The following is a 19,313-nucleotide window of genomic DNA, read 5'->3' on the forward strand; positions in this document are numbered from 1 at the left end:
GCGGCCGCTGTGAATGGAGGACAGAGTACCTGGAGCAAGAGATGGCTTCGTCGCCGACGGACATCGGACTGCAGTTTCTGGCGTTGCGCGATCAAACAGGCAGGACCGCTACATCCAGAGCAAGTGCATCAGTTGCCCAGAATTGTGACTCAAGCCGATCGAGATTCCGCAAAGCCTGGGAATCTGATCCGTTTGTACCGAAATTACACCGGGACGGTTGCGGACCTGTCAGTGTTTCTGACGGTGATCCAGGGGCGATGTGTTAAAATCTGAAGGTTGCGTCAATCGTCGGTAAGAGAACGCTTCTTTCGGCTGTTCGTTTCGTACCATTTGCCGGTCTGTCGGGGTCACGCCGGGTCCCGACCGATCAGCAGGCGGTCATCGGCCGGGAAGAATGCAGGGAACTCCTTGCCCGGCAGATAGGTCCAACGTCAGGTCGCCTTGTTGATTCCGAGCTCGTCATCATGAAACTCCCCAATTGGATTCGAAAGCTCACCGGTGGACGCCCACCGGTGCGACGAAGACGAATCGATCGGCGGAGAGAGGAACTTTTCGCGGAATTGAACGTAACGCGACTGGAAACCCGCCGTGTGCTCAACGGCGATGGTTTGGCCAGCGAATTGGTCGTCGACGCCGGCGCGGACGCCAACGACGGCCACGCCGATGCGTTTCATTTGCAAGTCGATCAGGATCAGGTCCACGTCAGCGTCAACGGCGAACGCGTCAACAGCGTTTCGGTCGATCAAGTCGACACCATCACCATCCACGGTTCCGCTGACGATGATTCCCTCGTCATCGATCTCGGTGACGGCACGATGGCCGAACAGACGATTCGGTTTGATGGCGGACAAGGCCAGGATTCGGTTCGGATCATCACCGCCGCGCACATCGAGTCGCTGATCCACGCCATTGAGTCTCCCGGTGTCGTGCATACCGATCTCCGTTCCGCCGCCGGCGGCTCAGCATTTCAGTTCGAGGGCATCGAGGATTTGAGCCACGACCTGAGCGTGGATCGTTTGACCGTCCAGCTGGGCAACGATGCCGATCGGGTCACGTTGGATCAATCGGACGTCGCGGGAGTCAGCCAATTGCAGGTCTGGCAATCGTTTGACGCGAACATCGATTCTCAATCGCCATTCACGATGTCCTTCGATGATCCGAATGAATCCTTGCGAATCGTATCCGACGTGGACGGTGAAACCGATGCCGATCACGTCGACGTCAAGGGACTGTCTGATTCATTCGGGGCAAGCTTTGTTTTCCAGGGCGACGAAAACGATTTGATCGTGTTCTCCGGCGCAACGAATCTGGGCGGCGGTGACGTTCGCGTGACGGCGGGCAACGTGCAGCTGTCCTCCGCGATTCACACCGATCATGCCGAAGTTGAATTCGTCGCGACCGAGGAACTGACGCTCACTACCACCGGCAGCATTGTCAATCACGGCGGCACCGTGGAACTTTCCGGTCCGTCGCTCGAAATGGACGGCTCCATCGATGCCTCCGCCGGCTTCGCCTCCCTCGATAGCGGTGAAACTGGCGTTGCGATTGTCCGCGGACGGATCGACGTTTCGTCCGACCAAGCGGGACATCAAGGCGGTGTCGTTCATGTGTTGGGATTCGATGTCGGCTTGCTGGAACAAGCACGCATCGATGCGTCGGGGTCAGCCGGTGGCGGAACGGTCTTGATCGGAGGCGATTATTTGGGCAAGGGCGAAGTGAAAAACGCTTACGTCACCTATGTCTCTCAAGACTCGATCGTTCGTGCCGACTCGCTCGACAACGGACGTGGCGGCAAAGTGGTTGTCTGGGCCGACCACACCACGCGGATGCATGGCACCATCTCGGCACGCGGGGGCAGGCTGGGCGGGGACGGAGGCCTGATTGAAACGTCGGGAAAAGTGTCGCTCGACGTGACCGCAAGTTCGGTCAACGCCAGTGCCGCAATGGGTGTTGCGGGATCATGGTTGTTGGACCCCTTGGATGTGACGATCTCCGACGGCTCGACACAAAACAACATCCCGAACACTGGCGGACTCTTCACGCCCAGCGGGAACAATGCAAACATCGGTGACGACATCATCAACGCCGCACTTGATGCGGGCACCAGCGTCACGATCACCACAGATTCCGGCAGTACCAGTGACAACAGCGACGATGGCAATATCCAGCTCAATGCGAACGCAGATATCGTCCTCAGTACCGCTCAAACGGTCACTCTAAAACTGATCGCCGCGGGTACCATCGATCTACGGGGCACGATCACGACGGCAACGGGGACCTTGAACGTCGAATTGGTCGCCAATGACAATAGCGGGACTCAAACCGATCAAAAAACGGGCGAAGGCGATGTACTGGTCAAGGATGTCGTGACCACCGGCGGAGGAACGTTCACTGCCTCTGGAGTCAACTTTGATAATTCCGGTGGCGCGATTACCACCGGCGGTGGTCTGATGAAAATCGAACACACCGGCAACGTAAAGATCGGTGCGGCGATTGATGCCGGAGTCGGCAATGCCGAGATCACCACGACCGGCGGCAACATCAATGGTGGGGGCACCGTGACCGCCGCCGCATTGAGATTGGACGCCTCGGGTGGCATCGGGACAGCAACCACGTTCAACACGGACGTCGATTCATTGGACCTGACAACCGGCGGCTCTGGCAACGCCGGCGACATCACACTGGTCGAAGCCGATGGGGCAAGTCTGACCGCTGCAACCGACGCCACGGCACAGTCGATCCAAGTCACCGCGACGACCGGAGACTTGACCATCGGAGGCGCGACCGGTGATGGCAATGACAATGTCACCTTGATCGCCTTGGCGGGAGACGTCGACGGCGGAGCGACGGTGACTGCGAATGCACTGGTGATCAATGCCGGTGGTGGGATCGGGATCGGCACAACATTCTCCGCCAATGCAGCCAGCTACAGCCTGACCACGTTGGGCGTCGGGGCATTGGGCGACATCACGTTGGTGGACACCGGCGCGCTCAACACGAGCCAAATCACGACGCTGTCCAGTGTCGCGTCGGTTCAAACGGTCAGCCTGACCGCGACGACAGGCGACCTGACGATCAACTCGGCGATCGGCAACACCACTGACAACCTGACCCTGACCGCGACGGCGGGCGATATTGTGGGCGGCCTGACGGCGACGGCGGCCACGCTGACGCTCAATGCCAACGGCGGCATCGGAATCGGAACCGCGGTGACCGCCAACGCCACCAGCTACGTGCTGACGACGTCCGGTGCCGACGCTTCCGGTGATATCCACCTCAGTGACACCAACACGCTGAACACCAACCAAGTCACACTCACGACAGCCGGAACGGCCCAAACGGTGCACCTGACGGCACTGACCGGCCATCTGACCGTCGGTAGCGCGATCGGAAATGCGACCGACAACCTGACATTGACCGCCACCGCCGGGAATGTCGTCGGCGGAGCGACCGCGACCGCTGCGGCACTGACCGTCAGCGCCGGACTCGGTATTGGAATCGGCACCACGCTCAACACCGACAGCGACACACTCGATCTGTCCAGCGGCGGCGCCACCGGAGCCGGCGACATCACGGTCATCGAAGCCGACGCCGTGGACCTGTCCGTCGCCACGGCCGCCACGGCGCAAACGGTCAGCGTCACCGTTTCCAGCGGCGACCTGACCGTCGGCGGGGCAATTGGTGGTGCCAACGACAATGTCTCCTTGATCGCTTCATCCGGCGACATCGTCGGCGGTGTGGCTACGGTGAGCGCGAACACTTTGACGCTCAACGCCAGCGGCGGAATCGGGATCGGTACCGCCCTGCAAGTCAACGCGACCAGCTATAGCTTGACCACCACCGGCGTCGCCAACGCCGGCGACATCGTCTTGATCGATACCGGTGCCTTCAATACCAATCAGATCACACTGCTTTCCACGGTCGCATCGAAGCAACTCGTCAGCCTGACCGCGACCACCGGCAATCTGACCATCGGCGCAGCGATCGGTAACGCCGTCGATGATCTGACACTCGTCGCCACCGCCGGTGACATTGTCGGCGGTGCGACCGCGACCGCCGACGCATTGACGTTGAACGCCGGCGGCGGCATCGGTGTCGGCACCGCCGTGACCGCCGATGCGACCAGTTACAGCCTGACCACCGCTGGAACCAATGCCGACGGCAACATCACACTCATTGACGTCGGAGCACTCAACACCAATCAAATCAGCACGCTCGCCACTCACACGTCGGCACAGATCATCAGCCTGACTGCGACGACGGGTGACCTGACCGTCGGGGCCGCGATCGGCGATGCGGCTGACGACCTGACACTGATTGCAACCGCCGGTAATGTCGTCGGTGGCGCCACTGCCACGGCGGCAACCTTGACGATCAACGCCAACGGCGGAATCGGCATCGGAACCACGTTCAACTCGGACGCCGATACGCTGGACCTGACCAGTGCGGGTACCACCAACGCCGGCAACATCACCATCGTCGAAGCCGACACCGCGAATCTTTCGGTCGCCACCGCAGCGACCGCGCAAACGGTCGATGTCACGCTGACCACCGGCGACCTGACGATCAGCGGAGCCGTCGGTGATGCCAATGACAACGTCAACCTGACCACCTCCGGCGGAGACGTGGTCGGCGGGGCAACGGTCACGGCCGGCACCCTGACGATCGATGCCAGCGGTGGCATCGGCATCGGCACCGCACTCGACACCGATGCCAACACGCTGGACCTGACGACTGGCGGAACCAATGCCGACGGCAACATCACCGTTGTCCAGGCCGATGCCGCCAATCTGATGATCGCCACCGATACGTCGGGTCAAACGATCAGCATCACGCTGACCACCGGTGACTTCACCGTCGGCGGTGCGATCGGCGACGGCAACGACAGTTTGACCTTCATCGCATCAGGTGGCGACATCGTTGGCGGCGGAACCGTCATCGCCAACGACTTGACGCTCGACGCCAGCGGCGGCATCGGCATCGGAACCGCCGTGACCGCCAACGCGGCCAGCTACAGTCTGACCACCAATGGCGCTGACGCCGCCGGCAACATCACGCTGGTCGACACCGGGGCGCTCAATACCAGTCAAATCACCACGCTCGTGACCGCCGGCACGGCGCAGACGATCGACCTGACCGCGACCACCGGCAACTTGACCGTCGGCGGAGCCATCGGACAGTCAAACGATGACCTGAACTTGACCGCACTGGCAGGCAACATCGTCGGCGGTGGCGCGACGGCGACCGCGGCAACCTTGACGTTGGATGCCAGCGGCGGAATCGGGATCGGTACCGCCCTGCAAGTCAACGCGACCAGCTACAGCTTGACCACCACCGGCGTCGCCAACGCCGGCGACATCGCCTTGGTCGATACCGGTGCCTTCAACACCAATCAGATCACACTGCTATCCACGGTCGCATCGAAGCAACTCGTCAGCCTGACCGCGACCACCGGCAATCTGACCATCGGAGCAGCGATCGGTAACGCCGTCGATGATCTGACACTCGTCGCCACCGCCGGTGACATTGTCGGCGGTGCGACCGCGACCGCCGACGCATTGACGTTGAACGCCGGCGGGGGCATCGGTGTCGGCACCGCCGTGACCGCCGACGCGACCAGTTACAGCCTGACCACCGCCGGAACCAATGCCGACGGCAACATCACACTCATTGACGTCGGCGCCCTCAACACCAATCAAATCAGCACGCTCGCCACCCACACGTCGGCACAGACGATCAGCCTGACTGCGACGACGGGTGACCTGACCGTCGGGGCCGCGATCGGCGATGCGGCTGACAACTTGACGCTGATTTCAACCGCCGGTGATGTGGTTGGTGGAGCGACAGCCACTGCGGCAACCTTGACGATCAACGCCAATGGCGGAATCGGCATCGGAACCACGTTCAACTCGGACGCCGATACGCTGGACCTGACCAGTGCGGGTGCCACCAACACCGGTAACATCACCATCGTCGAAGCCGACACCGCTAACCTTTCGGTCGCCACCGCAGCGACCGTGCAAACGGTCGATGTCACGCTGACCACCGGCGACCTGACGATCAGCGGAGCCGTCGGTGATGCCAATGACATCATCAACCTGACCACCTCCGGCGGAGACGTGGTCGGCGGAGCAACGGTCACGGCCGACACCCTGACAATCGACGCAAGCGGTGGCATCGGCATCGGCACCGCACTCGACACCGATGCCAACACGCTGGACCTGACGACTGGCGGAACCAACTCTGACGGCAACATCACCGTTGTCCAGGCCGATGCCGCCAATCTGATGATCGCCACCGATACGTCGGGTCAAACGATCAGCATCACGCTGACGACCGGTGACTTCACCGTCGGCGGTGCGATCGGCGACGGCAACGACAGTTTGAGCTTCATCGCATCAGGCGGCAATATCGTTGGCGGCGGAACCGTCATCGCCAACGACTTGACGCTCAACGCCAGCGGCGGGATCGGCATCGGCACCGCAGTGACCGCCAACGCGGCAACCTACAGTCTGACCACCAACGGTGCTGACGCCGCCGGCAACATCACGCTGATCGACACCGGGGCGCTCAATACCAGTCAAATCACCACGCTCGTGACCGCCGGTACGGCGCAGACGATCGACCTGACCGCGACCACCGGTAACCTGACCGTCGGCGGAGCGATCGGACAGTCAAACGATGACCTGAACTTGACCGCACTGGCAGGCAACATCGTCGGCGGCGGCGCGACTGCGACCGCGGCAACCTTGACGTTGGATGCCGACGGCGGGATCGGGATCGGCACGGCGGTACAGGCCGACGCGACCAGTTACAACTTGACGACGACCGGCGTCGGCAACGCCGGTGACATCGCCTTGGTCGATTCCGGCGCCTTCAACACCAGCCAACTCGCCACGCTCTCCACGGTCGCCTCGGCGCAAACGGTCAGCGTGACCGCGACCACCGGCGATCTGACCATCGGAACCGACATCGGCAACGCCATCGATGACCTGACCCTGGTCGCGACCGCCGGCAACATCGTCGGTGGCGCGACCGCGACCGCCGCCACGTTGACCCTGAATGCCGGCGGCGGGATCGGCATCGGCACCTCCGTGACCGCCGATGCGGCCAGCTATAGCCTGACCACCGCCGGCACCGGCATCGTTGGCAACATCACGCTGATTGATATCGGGCCACTGAACACCAATCAGATCACCACCCTGGCGACCGACGGTCCGTCGGCACAAACGATCAGTCTGACCGCCACCACGGGGAACTTGACTGTCGGAACCGCGATCGGCGACGCGGCCGACAACCTGACGTTAATCGCAACCGCCGGGAACGTCGACGGCGGGGCGACCGCGACCGCAGCGACGTTGACGATCGATGCCGACGCGGGCATCGGCATCAATGCGACCTTCAATTCCGACGCGGACACGCTGGCCTTGACCAGCGCCGGTGTGGGCGTTGCCGGCGACATCACCATCATCGAAGCCGACGCCGCCAATCTTTCGGTCACGACCGACGCGTCGGCGCAGACCGTTGACGTGACGATCACCACCGGAGACCTGACCGTCAACGCAGCGGTCGGTGATGCCAACGACAACATCAACCTGACCGCCTCCGGCGGTGACGTGGTCGGCGGAGCGATGCTGACGGCCGATACCCTGACCATCGATGCCAGTGGCGGCATCGGCATCGGAATCGCACTCGACACCGATGCCAACACGTTGAACCTGACCACGAGCGGAACCGACGCCGCCGGCGACATCACCGTCATTCAGGCCGATGCGGCCAACGTGATGATCACCACCGATGCCTCGGCACAGACGATCGGCATCACACTCTCCACCGGTGACTTCACCGTCGGCGGTGCGATCGGCGACGGCAACGACAGTTTGAGCTTCATCGCATCAGGCGGCAACATCGTCGGCGGCGGCGGAACCGTCACCGCCAATGCTCTGACGCTCAACGCCAGCGGCGGCATCGGGATCGTCACCGCCATCACGGCCAACGCCAACACCTACAGTCTGACCACCGCCGGAACGAACGCCGCGGGCAACATCACGCTAATCGACGCCGGCGCACTCGATACCAATCAGATCACCACGCTCGTTACGCACGGTTCGGCGCAGACGATCGACTTGACCGCGAACAGCGGTGACCTGACCGTCGGCGGAGCGATCGGGCAGTCAAACGATGACCTGAACTTGACCGCAGCGGCCGGCAACCTCGTCGACGGCGGCGCTGCGGTAACGGCCAACGTCCTGACGCTGGATGCCAGCGGCGGGATCGGCATCGGAACCGCCGTACACGCCAACGCGACCAGCTACAGCTTGAAGACGACCGGAGTGGGCAACGCCGGCGATATCGCCCTGATCGATACCGGAGCCTTCAACACCAATCAAATCACCCTGCTGTCCACCGTCGCGTCGACCCAAACGGTCAGTCTGACCGCGGCGACCGGCGACCTGACGATCGGAACGGCGATCGGCAACGCCGTCGATCATCTGACGCTCATCGCCACCATCGGTGACATCGTCGGCGGTGCGACCGCAACCGCCTCGACGTTGACCCTCAATGCTGGCGGCGGCATCGGCATCGGTGTCGGCAACGCCGTGACCGCCGATGCGACCAGTTACAGCCTGACCACCGCCGGCACAGACGCCGCCGGGGACATCACGTTGGTCGACATCGGAGCACTGAACACCAATCAGATCACCACCCTGGCGACCGACGGTCCGTCGGCACAAACGATCAGTCTGACCGCCACCACGGGGAACTTGACTGTCGGAACCGCAATCGGCGACGCGGTCGACAATCTGACCTTGGTTTCCAGCGTGGGCGATGTCATCGGTGGAGCAAACGCGACCGCAACCGCCGAAACGTTGACCGTCAATGCCAACGGGGAGATTGGGAATGGAATGGCGTTGATGACCGACGCCAACACATTGAACCTGACGACGAGCAGCGTGGGGGCTGCCGGCGACATCACAGTGATCCAAGCCGACGCCGCCAATCTCTCGGTCACGACCGACGCATCGGCACAGACGATTAGCGTGACCGTCTCGACCGGAGATTTCACCCTGGGCGGTACCATCGGCGACGGCAATGACAGTCTGGCCTTTGCCGCTACGGCCGGGAACATCATCGGCGGTGGCACCGTGACGGCCAACGATTTGTCTTTGAGCGCGGGCGGGGGAATCGGAATCGGCATTGCCGTGATGGCCGATGCGACGACCTATAGCTTGACGACATTGGGAACCGACGCTGCGGGTAACATCACGCTGGTCGATACCGGGGCGCTCAATACCAATCAAATCACCACACTCTCAACGAGCGGCTCAGCGCAAACGGTCAGCCTGACGGCGACGACAGGAGATTTGACCGTCGGCGCTGCAACCGGTAACGCGACCGACAATCTGACGTTGATCGCATCGGCCGGCGACGTTGTCGGGGGTGCGACCGCGACCGCCGCAACACTGACGGTGAACGCCGACGACGGGATCGGAATTGGTATCACGCTGAACACGAACGCCGACACGCTGAACCTGACCAGCGGAGGCGCAGCGGGCAACGGCAACATCACGGTGATCGAAGCCAATGCCGCGAAGCTTTCGGTCGACACTGCGGCGACGGCTCAAACGGTTAACGTGACCGTGACGACCGGTGACCTGACCATCAGCGGCCCCGTCGGAGACGCCAACGACGACGTCAACCTGACCACCTCCGGCGGCAACGTGGTCGGCGGCAGCTTTGCCGTGACCGCGGACACGTTGACGATCGATGCCAGTGGCGGGATCGGTGTCGGAGTGGAGCTTGACACCGATGCCGACACTCTGGACCTGATGACCCACGGTGTCGCAGAGGCCGGAAATATCTCGATCGTTCAGGCCGACGCGGCAAACTTCTCGATTGTAACCGATGCGACCGGCCAAACGATCAGCGTGACGCTAACGACCGGTGACTTCACCGTCGGCGGTGCGATCGGCGACGGCAACGACAGTTTGAGCTTCATCGCATCAGGCGGCAACATCGTCGGCGGCGGAACGGTGACAGCCAACGACTTGACGCTCAGCGCCAGCGGAGGGATCGGCATCCTCACTCCGGTGCAGGCCAATGCGGCAACGTACAGCCTGACGACGACTGGAATCGGAACCGACGGAAACATTCGATTGGTCGATACAAATGGGCTCAATACCAATCAAATCACCACGCTCGACACGGACGGTTCGGCGCAATCGATCAGTCTGACCGCATCGACGGGCGATCTAACAATCGGTTCCTCGATCGGGAATGCCACCGATCATCTGAGCTTGATTTCAACCCTGGCGAACGTGGTGGGCGATGAGACCGTGACCGCGACCGCGACGGCGGCGACGTTGACCCTCAGCGCCGGCGGTGGGATTGGGATTGGCGTCGGAAAGGCCGTGACCGCCGATGCGACCGGCTACAGCCTGACGACGACAGGAATCGGTACCGCAGGCAACATCACGCTGATCGACGCCAATGCGCTCAATACGAATCAGATCACGACGCTCTCCACCGACGGTTCGGTCCAAACCGTCAGCCTGACCGCGGCAGCGGGCGATCTGACGGTTGGATCGGCGATCGTCGATGCCGTCGACAATCTCACCTTGATCACATCGGCCGGAAATGTGGAAGGTGATGGAGTGACGGTGACCGCGGAAACGTTGACCGTCAATTCCAGTGGTGGAATCGGGATCCTGACCCGGCTCGAAACCGACGTGAACACATTGAACCTGACGACCGACGGCATCGGTGCGGCCGGAGACATCACGGTGACTCAAGCCGACGCATCGAATCTGTCGATCGCAACTGACGGATCAGCACAAACGATCAGTGTCACGTTAAACACGGGTGACTTTACGATCGGCGGTGCGATCGGCGACGGCAATGACAGTTTGACCTTCATCGCATCAGGCGGCGACATTGTCGGCGACATCGGCGGCGGCGGAACGGTCACCGCCAATGTCCTGACGCTCAACGCGAGTGGCGGGATCGGGATCGGAACCGCCGTGACCGCCGACGCCAACACCTACCATCTGACCACCTCGGGGACGAACACCGCGGGCGACATCACGCTGATCGACGCCGGCGCACTCAATACCAATCAGATCACCACGCTCGTTACGCACGGTTCGGCGCAGACGATCGACTTGACCGCGAACAGCGGTGACCTGACCGTCGGTGGAGCCATCGGGCAGGCAAACGATAACCTGAACTTGACCGCAGCGGCCGGCAACCTCGTCGGCGACGGGGCAGCGGTGACGGCCAACGTCCTGACCCTCGACGCCAGCGGTGGGATCGGCATCGGCATGGCGGTGCAAGCCAACGCGACCAGCTATAGCTTGAAGACGACCGGGGTGGGCAGCAACGGCGACATCGCACTGGTCGATTCAGGAGCCCTGAACACCAGCCAACTGACGACCCTGGCGACCGACACATCAACTCAAACGATCAGTCTGACCGCAGCGGTGAGCAACCTGACGGTCAATGCCGCACTCAACCACGCCAACGACAATCTCGAATTGATCGCTTCGGGCGGCGCCGTGCAAAACACCGGCGCGTCCGTCACCGCCAACGCGCTGGCGGTTGATGCGATGGCGGGGATCGGGCTCAACACCAATGTCAGCTCGTTGACGGCGATCAATCGCGTCGGCGGAGACATTCAGGTCGCTGAATCCGACGCCGTCACGATTTTGATGGTCGAACAATTCTCCCCGGGCGACATCTCGATTTCCGCCGGCGGAACCATCGACCTGTCCAGCGGCGGACGCATCCCGAGTGGCATCACGTCGAGCAGCGGTTCAATCAGTTTGGAAGCCGTCGGTACCGCGTCGGATCTAAACGTCAATGGCTGGGTCACCTCGGGGACCGGACAGATCACCTTGCGGGCCGACGACGACCTGGCGCTGGGCACCGTGGCCCGCGTCACCACCGGCAGCAACGATGCGGTGTCGGTCACGCTCTCGGCCAACGACGACGGTGCCGGCACGGGCGTTCTGACACTCAATGATTCCGCCATCGTGGCAACCAACAAGGGACAAATCAGCGGCGTGCTGGTCAACTCACCCACTCCGATCAGCGGAACCCAAGTCGGTGAACTACTCGGCGGCACCCAGCGAAACGCCCAGATCGATGTGACGGTCAATGATCCTTCGGGGCTGGGGTTTGTCGCCGAAGTGGACTGGCTGGAGGGCAACCCGGGTGACAGCGACCCGTCTCGCCGCAACCCGCTGGAAAAGAACATCAGCACCGGTGGCGTTGGGGTGAACTTTCAACACTCCTACGACGTCGCCCCGAATCAGGGTGACATCAATGTGAACGTTTCGCTGACGTCGATCGCCGATGGTTCAATCGTATTGAGACAAAACACGACCGACTTGCTCAATCGCCCGGAGTTCACCACCACGGTCACGCTGCGGGTCGAAGGCGCGCTGCTGCCGTTCTCGGCTCCGTTGCCCGAAGCCGACAGCGTTGATTTTGTCCGCACCTTCGAGCAAATCGTCGTCACCACTCCGGCCACCCAACGCATCGTTTTCGTGACGCCTCCGTTGCAATTCAACAATTCGGTCGGTTCCGCCGTCGTGACCAGCCAGCGCTACTATGTGCTGCGAATCGTTTCGTTCGGTGCCGAGTCGGAGGGCGAAGTCAAGCTTTGGGATTCCGAGCCGGGACGCGAGGAGTACAGCCTGCCGGATCTGGAAGACCCGAATTCGGGCGAGGGATTTGAACTGAGCCAGTTGCCAGAATTGTTCAAGCGATTGCCCGACGATCGTTATCGAATCTATTTGATCGAAGGTCAAACGGAACGTCTGGTGTTGGACTTCATCATCCGCGACGGACAACCGATTGAATCTCAAAGCGACGACCAACCGGTTCAGGAAAGCGAAGCGACCGAGTCCGACGGGGAAATGGACGCCGAACCGCCGGAGATCCCTGAGGCTGGGCCGATCGCGCGTCCCAACTTGAGCAGCATCGAACGCTTGGGCAGCGTTCCAGTGGTCTCCACGGGCGGCATTGTGCTGGCCGCGGGGATGGCCAAACGCGATGGAAGACGGCAGCGGCGCACCGCGTCAGCGCAACCCGAGCGCGATCGAAATAACATGTCAGCGAGGAGACCAGCGTCATGGCGCTAATCTGTTCTTATTGTGGTTCCGAATGCAGCCAGCGCGACCAGGCCAATGGGCGTTGCGGAAGCTGTGCGTGCTTCTTCACCGGCAACGAAGAGATCATCCCTGATGCCCCGGCCGAACAGCCGGTTGCGTCGTCCGACGATGCCGCCTCCTCTCCCTTGACCGCCCCCAAACCGGCGGCCGAGACTGCGGAATCCGATACGGAACAGGCGGGATCGGCACCGGACACCGCGGTCCCGCCGCCGAGTCAGTTTGATCCGACAGCGATTGAGCCCGACAGCCCACTGCAGGAGCTTCCCAGCAGCGAAGGGTTGATTCAGCCGCGACGTTTGTCGCCCCAATTTCGGCGACGGGTTGAACGCACGTGGGAGTCGACGTTCGGCGGCGGAGGAGCAGGCTTTACCGCAGAGAGCACGCTCAGTTCCCATCAGCCGTCGACCGAAACGAAGGTCGAAAGCCCGACGCTGAGCATCGCGACACGAAAAATCACCAAGGGAAAAAGCGGTGCTAAAGGGGCCAGTGAAGGCGATTACGAACTGACCGATGTGATCGGCGAAGGCAGCATGGGTCGTGTTTGGTCGGCCCGCCAGACCTCGCTGGACCGGAACGTCGCAGTCAAAGTTCCGATGCCTGAATTGGCCGGCGCCGGAAGCGTGGGCGAGAGCCAATTCATTTCCGAAGTCGTCGTCACGGGACAACTGGAACACCCCAACATCGTTCCGATTTACGAACTCGGACGCGATTCGACCGGGATCCCGTTCTATTCGATGAAGCACGTTCAAGGGCGACCCTGGAACGAGTTCATTCAGGAGAACACGATTCAGGAGAATCTGGAAATCCTGATGAAGGTCTGTGACGCGATCGCCTTTGCCCACGACCGAAACTTCTTGCACCGAGACATCAAGCCACACAACGTGATGGTCGGCGAGTTCGGTGAAGTCTCGGTGATGGACTGGGGGATCGCGGTTTCGATCACCAAAGATCCCAACCAACCCTGGGCGTCGGTCGCGACCGGACCGGCCGGTACACCGGCTTACATGGCGCCCGAGATGGCGGCCCACAATCCGTCCGAGCTGGGTGTGGTCAGCGACATCTATCTGTTGGGCGCGGTGCTGTATGAGATCGTCACGGGAACACCGCCACACCCCAAAACCGGCGACACCGGGGAAGCCCTGCTCGCCGCGGCAGCCAACGAGATCATTCCGACGACGCGATCGGGAGAGTTGGTGGACATTGCCCGCCGCGCGATGGCGACCAATCTGGATGACCGATACCAGTCCGTTCAAGAGTTGCAGGATGCGATTCGAGAGTACCAATCGCATCGAGAGAGCATCAAGCTATCCGAAAGTGCCGACGAGCACTTTGCCCGGGCGAAGGAACAACAGAGCAGCGACGAATTCGCCCGCGCCAGGTTCGCTTATGAAGAGGCATTGAAACTCTGGGACGGCAACACCGCTGCTGCCATCGGCATGCGACTGTCGACGTTGGAACACGCCAAAAACGCTCTCGCGCAAGAGAACTATGAACTGGGGATTTCCGTTCTGGATTCGAAAAATCCAGAGCATCGCGATCTGCTTTCCAAGCTGGAAACCAAGCGGGCGGCGCGACGACGCCTGGCATGGTTTTCAAAGATTGCGGCGGGAACGGCGATCGCCGCCATTCTGACCGTCGTCGTCGTGACGCTTTACTTCTACATGGAGTCGCTGGAAAACGCCAAGTCGCTGGAAGCCGAACGAGATAAGGCCCGTGAACAAGAAGTGGTCGCGACCAATCTGAAAACGAAAGCGGAAGCTGAAAAAGAAAACGCCGAAATCGCTCGAAACGAAGCATTCCGGGCACAACGGGAAGCTCGGCGATTGGAAGCCGAAGCCCGGTTGGAAAAACGCCGCGCCGAAGAAGCACCCTATTCCTCCGAAATCGGATTGGCCGCCGAGTCGATCCGACGCAAGCTGCGCGACAAGGCCGAACGCATCCTCGATAAATTGGATCCGACCAAGCCCGATGCCGATCCGGTGATGTCGCAGTTGCGGCACATCGAATGGGGGATTCTGAAACACAGTTGGGGCCCGTCCTCGGTGGCGACGCTGACGGGCAAAGATCATGTCGAAGCGGTTGCCAGTTCAGCCGGCGGCGACGTGCTTGCCGCCGGAACGGATCTCGGAGACGTGTTGGTGTGGAAGGGTATCAACGGCTTGGACAACGACGCGGAGCCGGTGACGATCCGATTCGGAAACAAAATTAGCGCCCTGGCGGTCTCCGACGACGGACGATACCTGGCCGCGGCGGGGATTCGCAAACAAGATCCGGAAGGTGATTCGCGACAAAACGATTTCGACGTTTGCGTCTGGGAAATCACGTCCGATGGAGTCGCCCAATCGCCTCTGTTGCTGCACGGCCACAAGGCTGAAGTGTTGAGCGTCGCCTTTTCCAGCGACGCGACCAAGGTCGTCACCAGCGCCGCCGACCGCACCGCCGTGGTTTGGGATCGGATCACCGGTGACCGTCTCTCCGTGATGGCGGACCATTTGGATCCCAAGGTTTGGAGCGCGAGGCTTTCACCCCAAAACGATGACCTGGTCGTCACCGCCTGCGAAGACGGCAGGGTCCGAGTCTGGCGAACCACGCCGAAGTCCGGTGGCGTCAGTGAAGCGAAGAAGCTGTACGATTTTCGCGGTCACGACGGACCGGTCTACGCCGCCGTATTCAGCCCCGACGGCCAGTCCGTGCTCTCGGGCGGTTACGACCGTAGCCTGCTGCGTTGGAAACTCAGTTCGGCGCAAGCCGACGTGGTCGCCGCAGGCACCGAACTGTTGAAAAAACGATTGCAAGGACAGGCCGATGCGAAACAGGGGGACGCCAACGAGCGAGACGAGATCGGCTCGACCGGCGATCGTCACACCGCCAGCATCCGCAGCATCGCGGTGGGCCGACTGGGCGATCAGCAGATCATCGTCACCGGCGGAAACGACAACACCGTGCGTGTGTGGCGGCCGACCGAAGCCAGCTGGAAATTGGACAAAGTACTCAGCGGACACGGGCGTTGGGTCCGGTCGTGCGTGTTTTCCAATCACGGTCAATACGTGCTGTCGGGGGCCGACGACGGTTTGAAACTGTGGGCCTGGCAAGATTATTCGATGCCCCGGGATCTGATCCCGGATCCGGAGGTTCGCTTGAGCCGCCAACCGAGTGAACGCGGACTGTCCAGTGCGCTCAAGTCGACCTATTCCCGCGACGGACGTTGGATCGCAACGGTCTATGCCAACGGCACGGTCGAAGTCTGGGACCTCCAAGACCCCGGCCGCGCGACCGGAGAGATGTTGGTCCAGGGGCACGCCATGTTGGCGGCCACCGGCGTGATGGATCAGCAAGGCGAACGGTTGATGACCTCGGCCGGCGACAACACCACGCGACTGTGGAACGTCACCCGCGGGACGCATACGCTGAAGCTTGATGGGACCGGCTATCGAGGCGCCGCGGACGTGGCGTGGCAGCACGACCAGGGCAACGCCTTGGTAGTCACCGGCAGCGATGAACACATGACGCCGGCATGGTTCTGGCATGTCGATGCAGAGGGCAAAGTGGTCAAGACGGCTCTGCTGGGCGACTATGCCCGTGCTCAGTTGGCCCAGCAAGCCGAAGCGGAGACCAAACGCCGCGGCGCGACTTATTCGGCCGTCTCGCTTCGGACAACCGACGACGGTGTCGATGCGATGGATCGTCTGCGACGGCGAATTCCCGATGTGACGACGACCAAGTTCTCACCCGATGGAGGGCGGTTCATGGTCGGCGATTCCTCGGGCCACTGTTTCGTTTTCCAGGTCGACGCCGAATCGAATCGCCCTCGCCAACTGGTCCGTTTTCGGGCACACCGTTCCGCCATCCGCAGCGCCGCGTTTTTGCCATCGGGACAGTCATTGATCACCGCCGGCGTGGATGGTGAAGTCATCATGTGGAATGCAACTGACGGAACGCAACAAAACAAACTGCCTTGGTCGGGACCGGTGACGGCTTTGGACGTTTCCGCCAGTGGTGACCGCCTGCTGGTGGGACACGCCCCGTTGGAAGGCACCGATTTCCCCCTCGCCGAACTGTTCCGCCTGGAGGGCGAGGAGATTCGACCGGAAGCCAGCTTCTTGCTCACCGATGATGCAGGCCATCGCGATTGGACCGACAACCGGCCGACGGTTCGTTCCGCGCGATTTGTACCGGGAACCGATCGGGCTTTGCTGAGTCTGTTTTTCCCGGCCAAGTCAGGCTCGGAGCGCGGCGGCCAGTCGGCCACCAGCCGCCCCTCACGTTATCGGATCGGCTATTGGACCTGGAACCATCAGGGCACTGATTTTGCCGAGATGCGTTCAACGCAAATCGGTGAAGTCTCAACCGCGTTCATCGTGGGCAATGACGCGCCGCAAACCGAACTGCTGGTGGTCGGCGGCAAGGGTGCCCGACTGTTGGCTGCCGATGATCAGCGGCCGTTGAGTTTTACGACACTCAAGAAGAGTTTTCGCCCCGCATCCAAAATCGTTGCCGCCGATTTTTCGTACGATCCCGCGGGCGGTCAAAGCAATCGATTGGTGGTCGGCGACAGCGAGGGCAACGTACGCGTTTGGGAACTGGACGCGGGGCGCTGGAGTGAAAACACCAGCGCCGCGGTTCACCTGGTCGGCCGGCATGACGGACCGATCGTGTCCACCTTTTTCGATCCGTATGATCCGAACCGTATGATCACTGCGGAGCGAAATGGAACCTGGAAACTTTGGCGGTTCGATGCCGAGCAGTGGCACAGTCCAATTCAATCGCCCCCGGACGCTGATCGGCGCGCGTTGAATTTCGCGATGTTTTCGCCCGATGGTAAACGCATCTTGGCCGGGACCGACAGCGGCGCGGCGGTTTGGCAACTCGAGGATGACGGAACCTTGCAGCGTGTGTTGGAAACGTGGCAACCGGGAAAAGTGCAGACGGCCGTGTATGCCGACGACGGCAGTTGGATCGTGACCGGTGACGGGGACCGAGTCGTGGCGTTCTGGGATGTGCGCGGAAATCTGCTTGCACAGATGGATCAGGAAGACGCCAGTGGAACAACTGCGATCGCGCTTTCCTACGACCGACGACGACTGGTCACCGGCCAGGGCAAAGGCATCGGCATCTGGGACACCAGTCGCATCTTAGAGGCAATCGTTGCGAAAGATCCGTCGCAAGGGGAAGCCGGTGCAGTAGCAGAAACGATCGCTTCGAGCGGCTTGATCAAAGAGTTGTTTACGCTGAACAAAAAACTGTTCCGACTGGATGCCGAAAGTGAAGTCAATTCCGAAAGTGACGTCACCTCCATTTCAATTTCGCCCGACGGCCAAAACCTGTTGTCGTCCGGGATGAATGGTCAAACGACGATTTGGGAGGGCGCGCCCCTGTATCCGATCGCGTTTGCGTTTTCGAATGATCAGTTCACGGTTCGACGCAACGCATCGTTCAAGCATATCGGCAGATCTGCGTTTCTGAGCGATCCCAGTCGGTTGGCACGATTTGACGGTGCCGAATTGAACGTGACGATTCAAGGTGAACCGCTTGCCGGTGAGGCGTTGGCGATTCGTCCGATGACCGACCTGTTGGGCGCAACGATCGTGACCGACACCCGGCAGGGCCGCACCATGCTTTATCACCGCGCCCATCACCTTGCCGCACCAAAGTTGATCGGAGAACTCACTTCAGCCGAGGGGCCAGCGGATCGATTGAGTATCCGATTCAGCGATGCGGTCGACGTCAGGTCGGTGCAAGCATTGATCACCGCGTTGGCCTACCGGGTCGAATCGTCCACCGCCGATGTCCCTCGCGACAGCGCCGATGTACCAAGCGACAGCGATGACGTGCCGAGCGACAGCGCCGAGGCGGCGGATCCGGAGCAGGATGCCGAAGTCGCTGAAGTGGCCGTGATCTCGCGGACCGTCCAGGTCACGCTGTCCGGTTTTCAGTACCAGATCGGTGACCCGAGCGGGGCAACGGACGGGTTGCCAGGAGAATCCCTTCCCAAGCAGTCCCTCAGCCAGACGATCACGATTGAAGTGGAACCGGATCACAATCAAGAGTCCGGGCAAGAAACGCCGCTTGCGGAAAGTTTGGCGGCCGGTGCCTGGTGATTCAGATCTCGGTGATCGTGGGGAAGGATTGCTGAATGAT

At 61.5% G+C, this 19,313-nt stretch carries 2 protein-coding genes; both read left to right on the forward strand.

Going from position 1 to position 19,313, the window contains the following annotated elements:
* Positions 1 to 464: 464 nt before the first annotated feature.
* Positions 465 to 13,145, forward strand: a complete 12,681-nt coding sequence (locus TBK1r_RS13390) for a hypothetical protein (RefSeq protein ID WP_145211260.1) — start codon at positions 465 to 467, stop codon at positions 13,143 to 13,145.
* On the forward strand, positions 13,136 to 19,273 hold the full coding sequence (locus TBK1r_RS13395) for a protein kinase domain-containing protein (protein ID WP_145211265.1): 6,138 nt from the start codon (positions 13,136 to 13,138) through the stop codon (positions 19,271 to 19,273). Before TBK1r_RS13390 ends, TBK1r_RS13395 begins: the two co-directional genes overlap by 10 nt.
* The last annotated feature ends 40 nt before the right edge of the window (positions 19,274 to 19,313 follow it).

Source organism: Stieleria magnilauensis, assembly GCA_007753675.1.
GTDB lineage: Bacteria > Planctomycetota > Planctomycetia > Pirellulales > Pirellulaceae > Stieleria > Stieleria magnilauensis.

What these genes read in the sequence shown, in the direction of transcription:
- TBK1r_RS13390 (WP_145211260.1), top strand. Translation starts at nt 465, where the DNA reads ATGAAACTCCCCAATTGGATTCGAAAGCTCACCGGTGGACGCCCACCG.
- TBK1r_RS13395 (WP_145211265.1), top strand. Translation starts at nt 13,136, where the DNA reads ATGGCGCTAATCTGTTCTTATTGTGGTTCCGAATGCAGCCAGCGCGAC.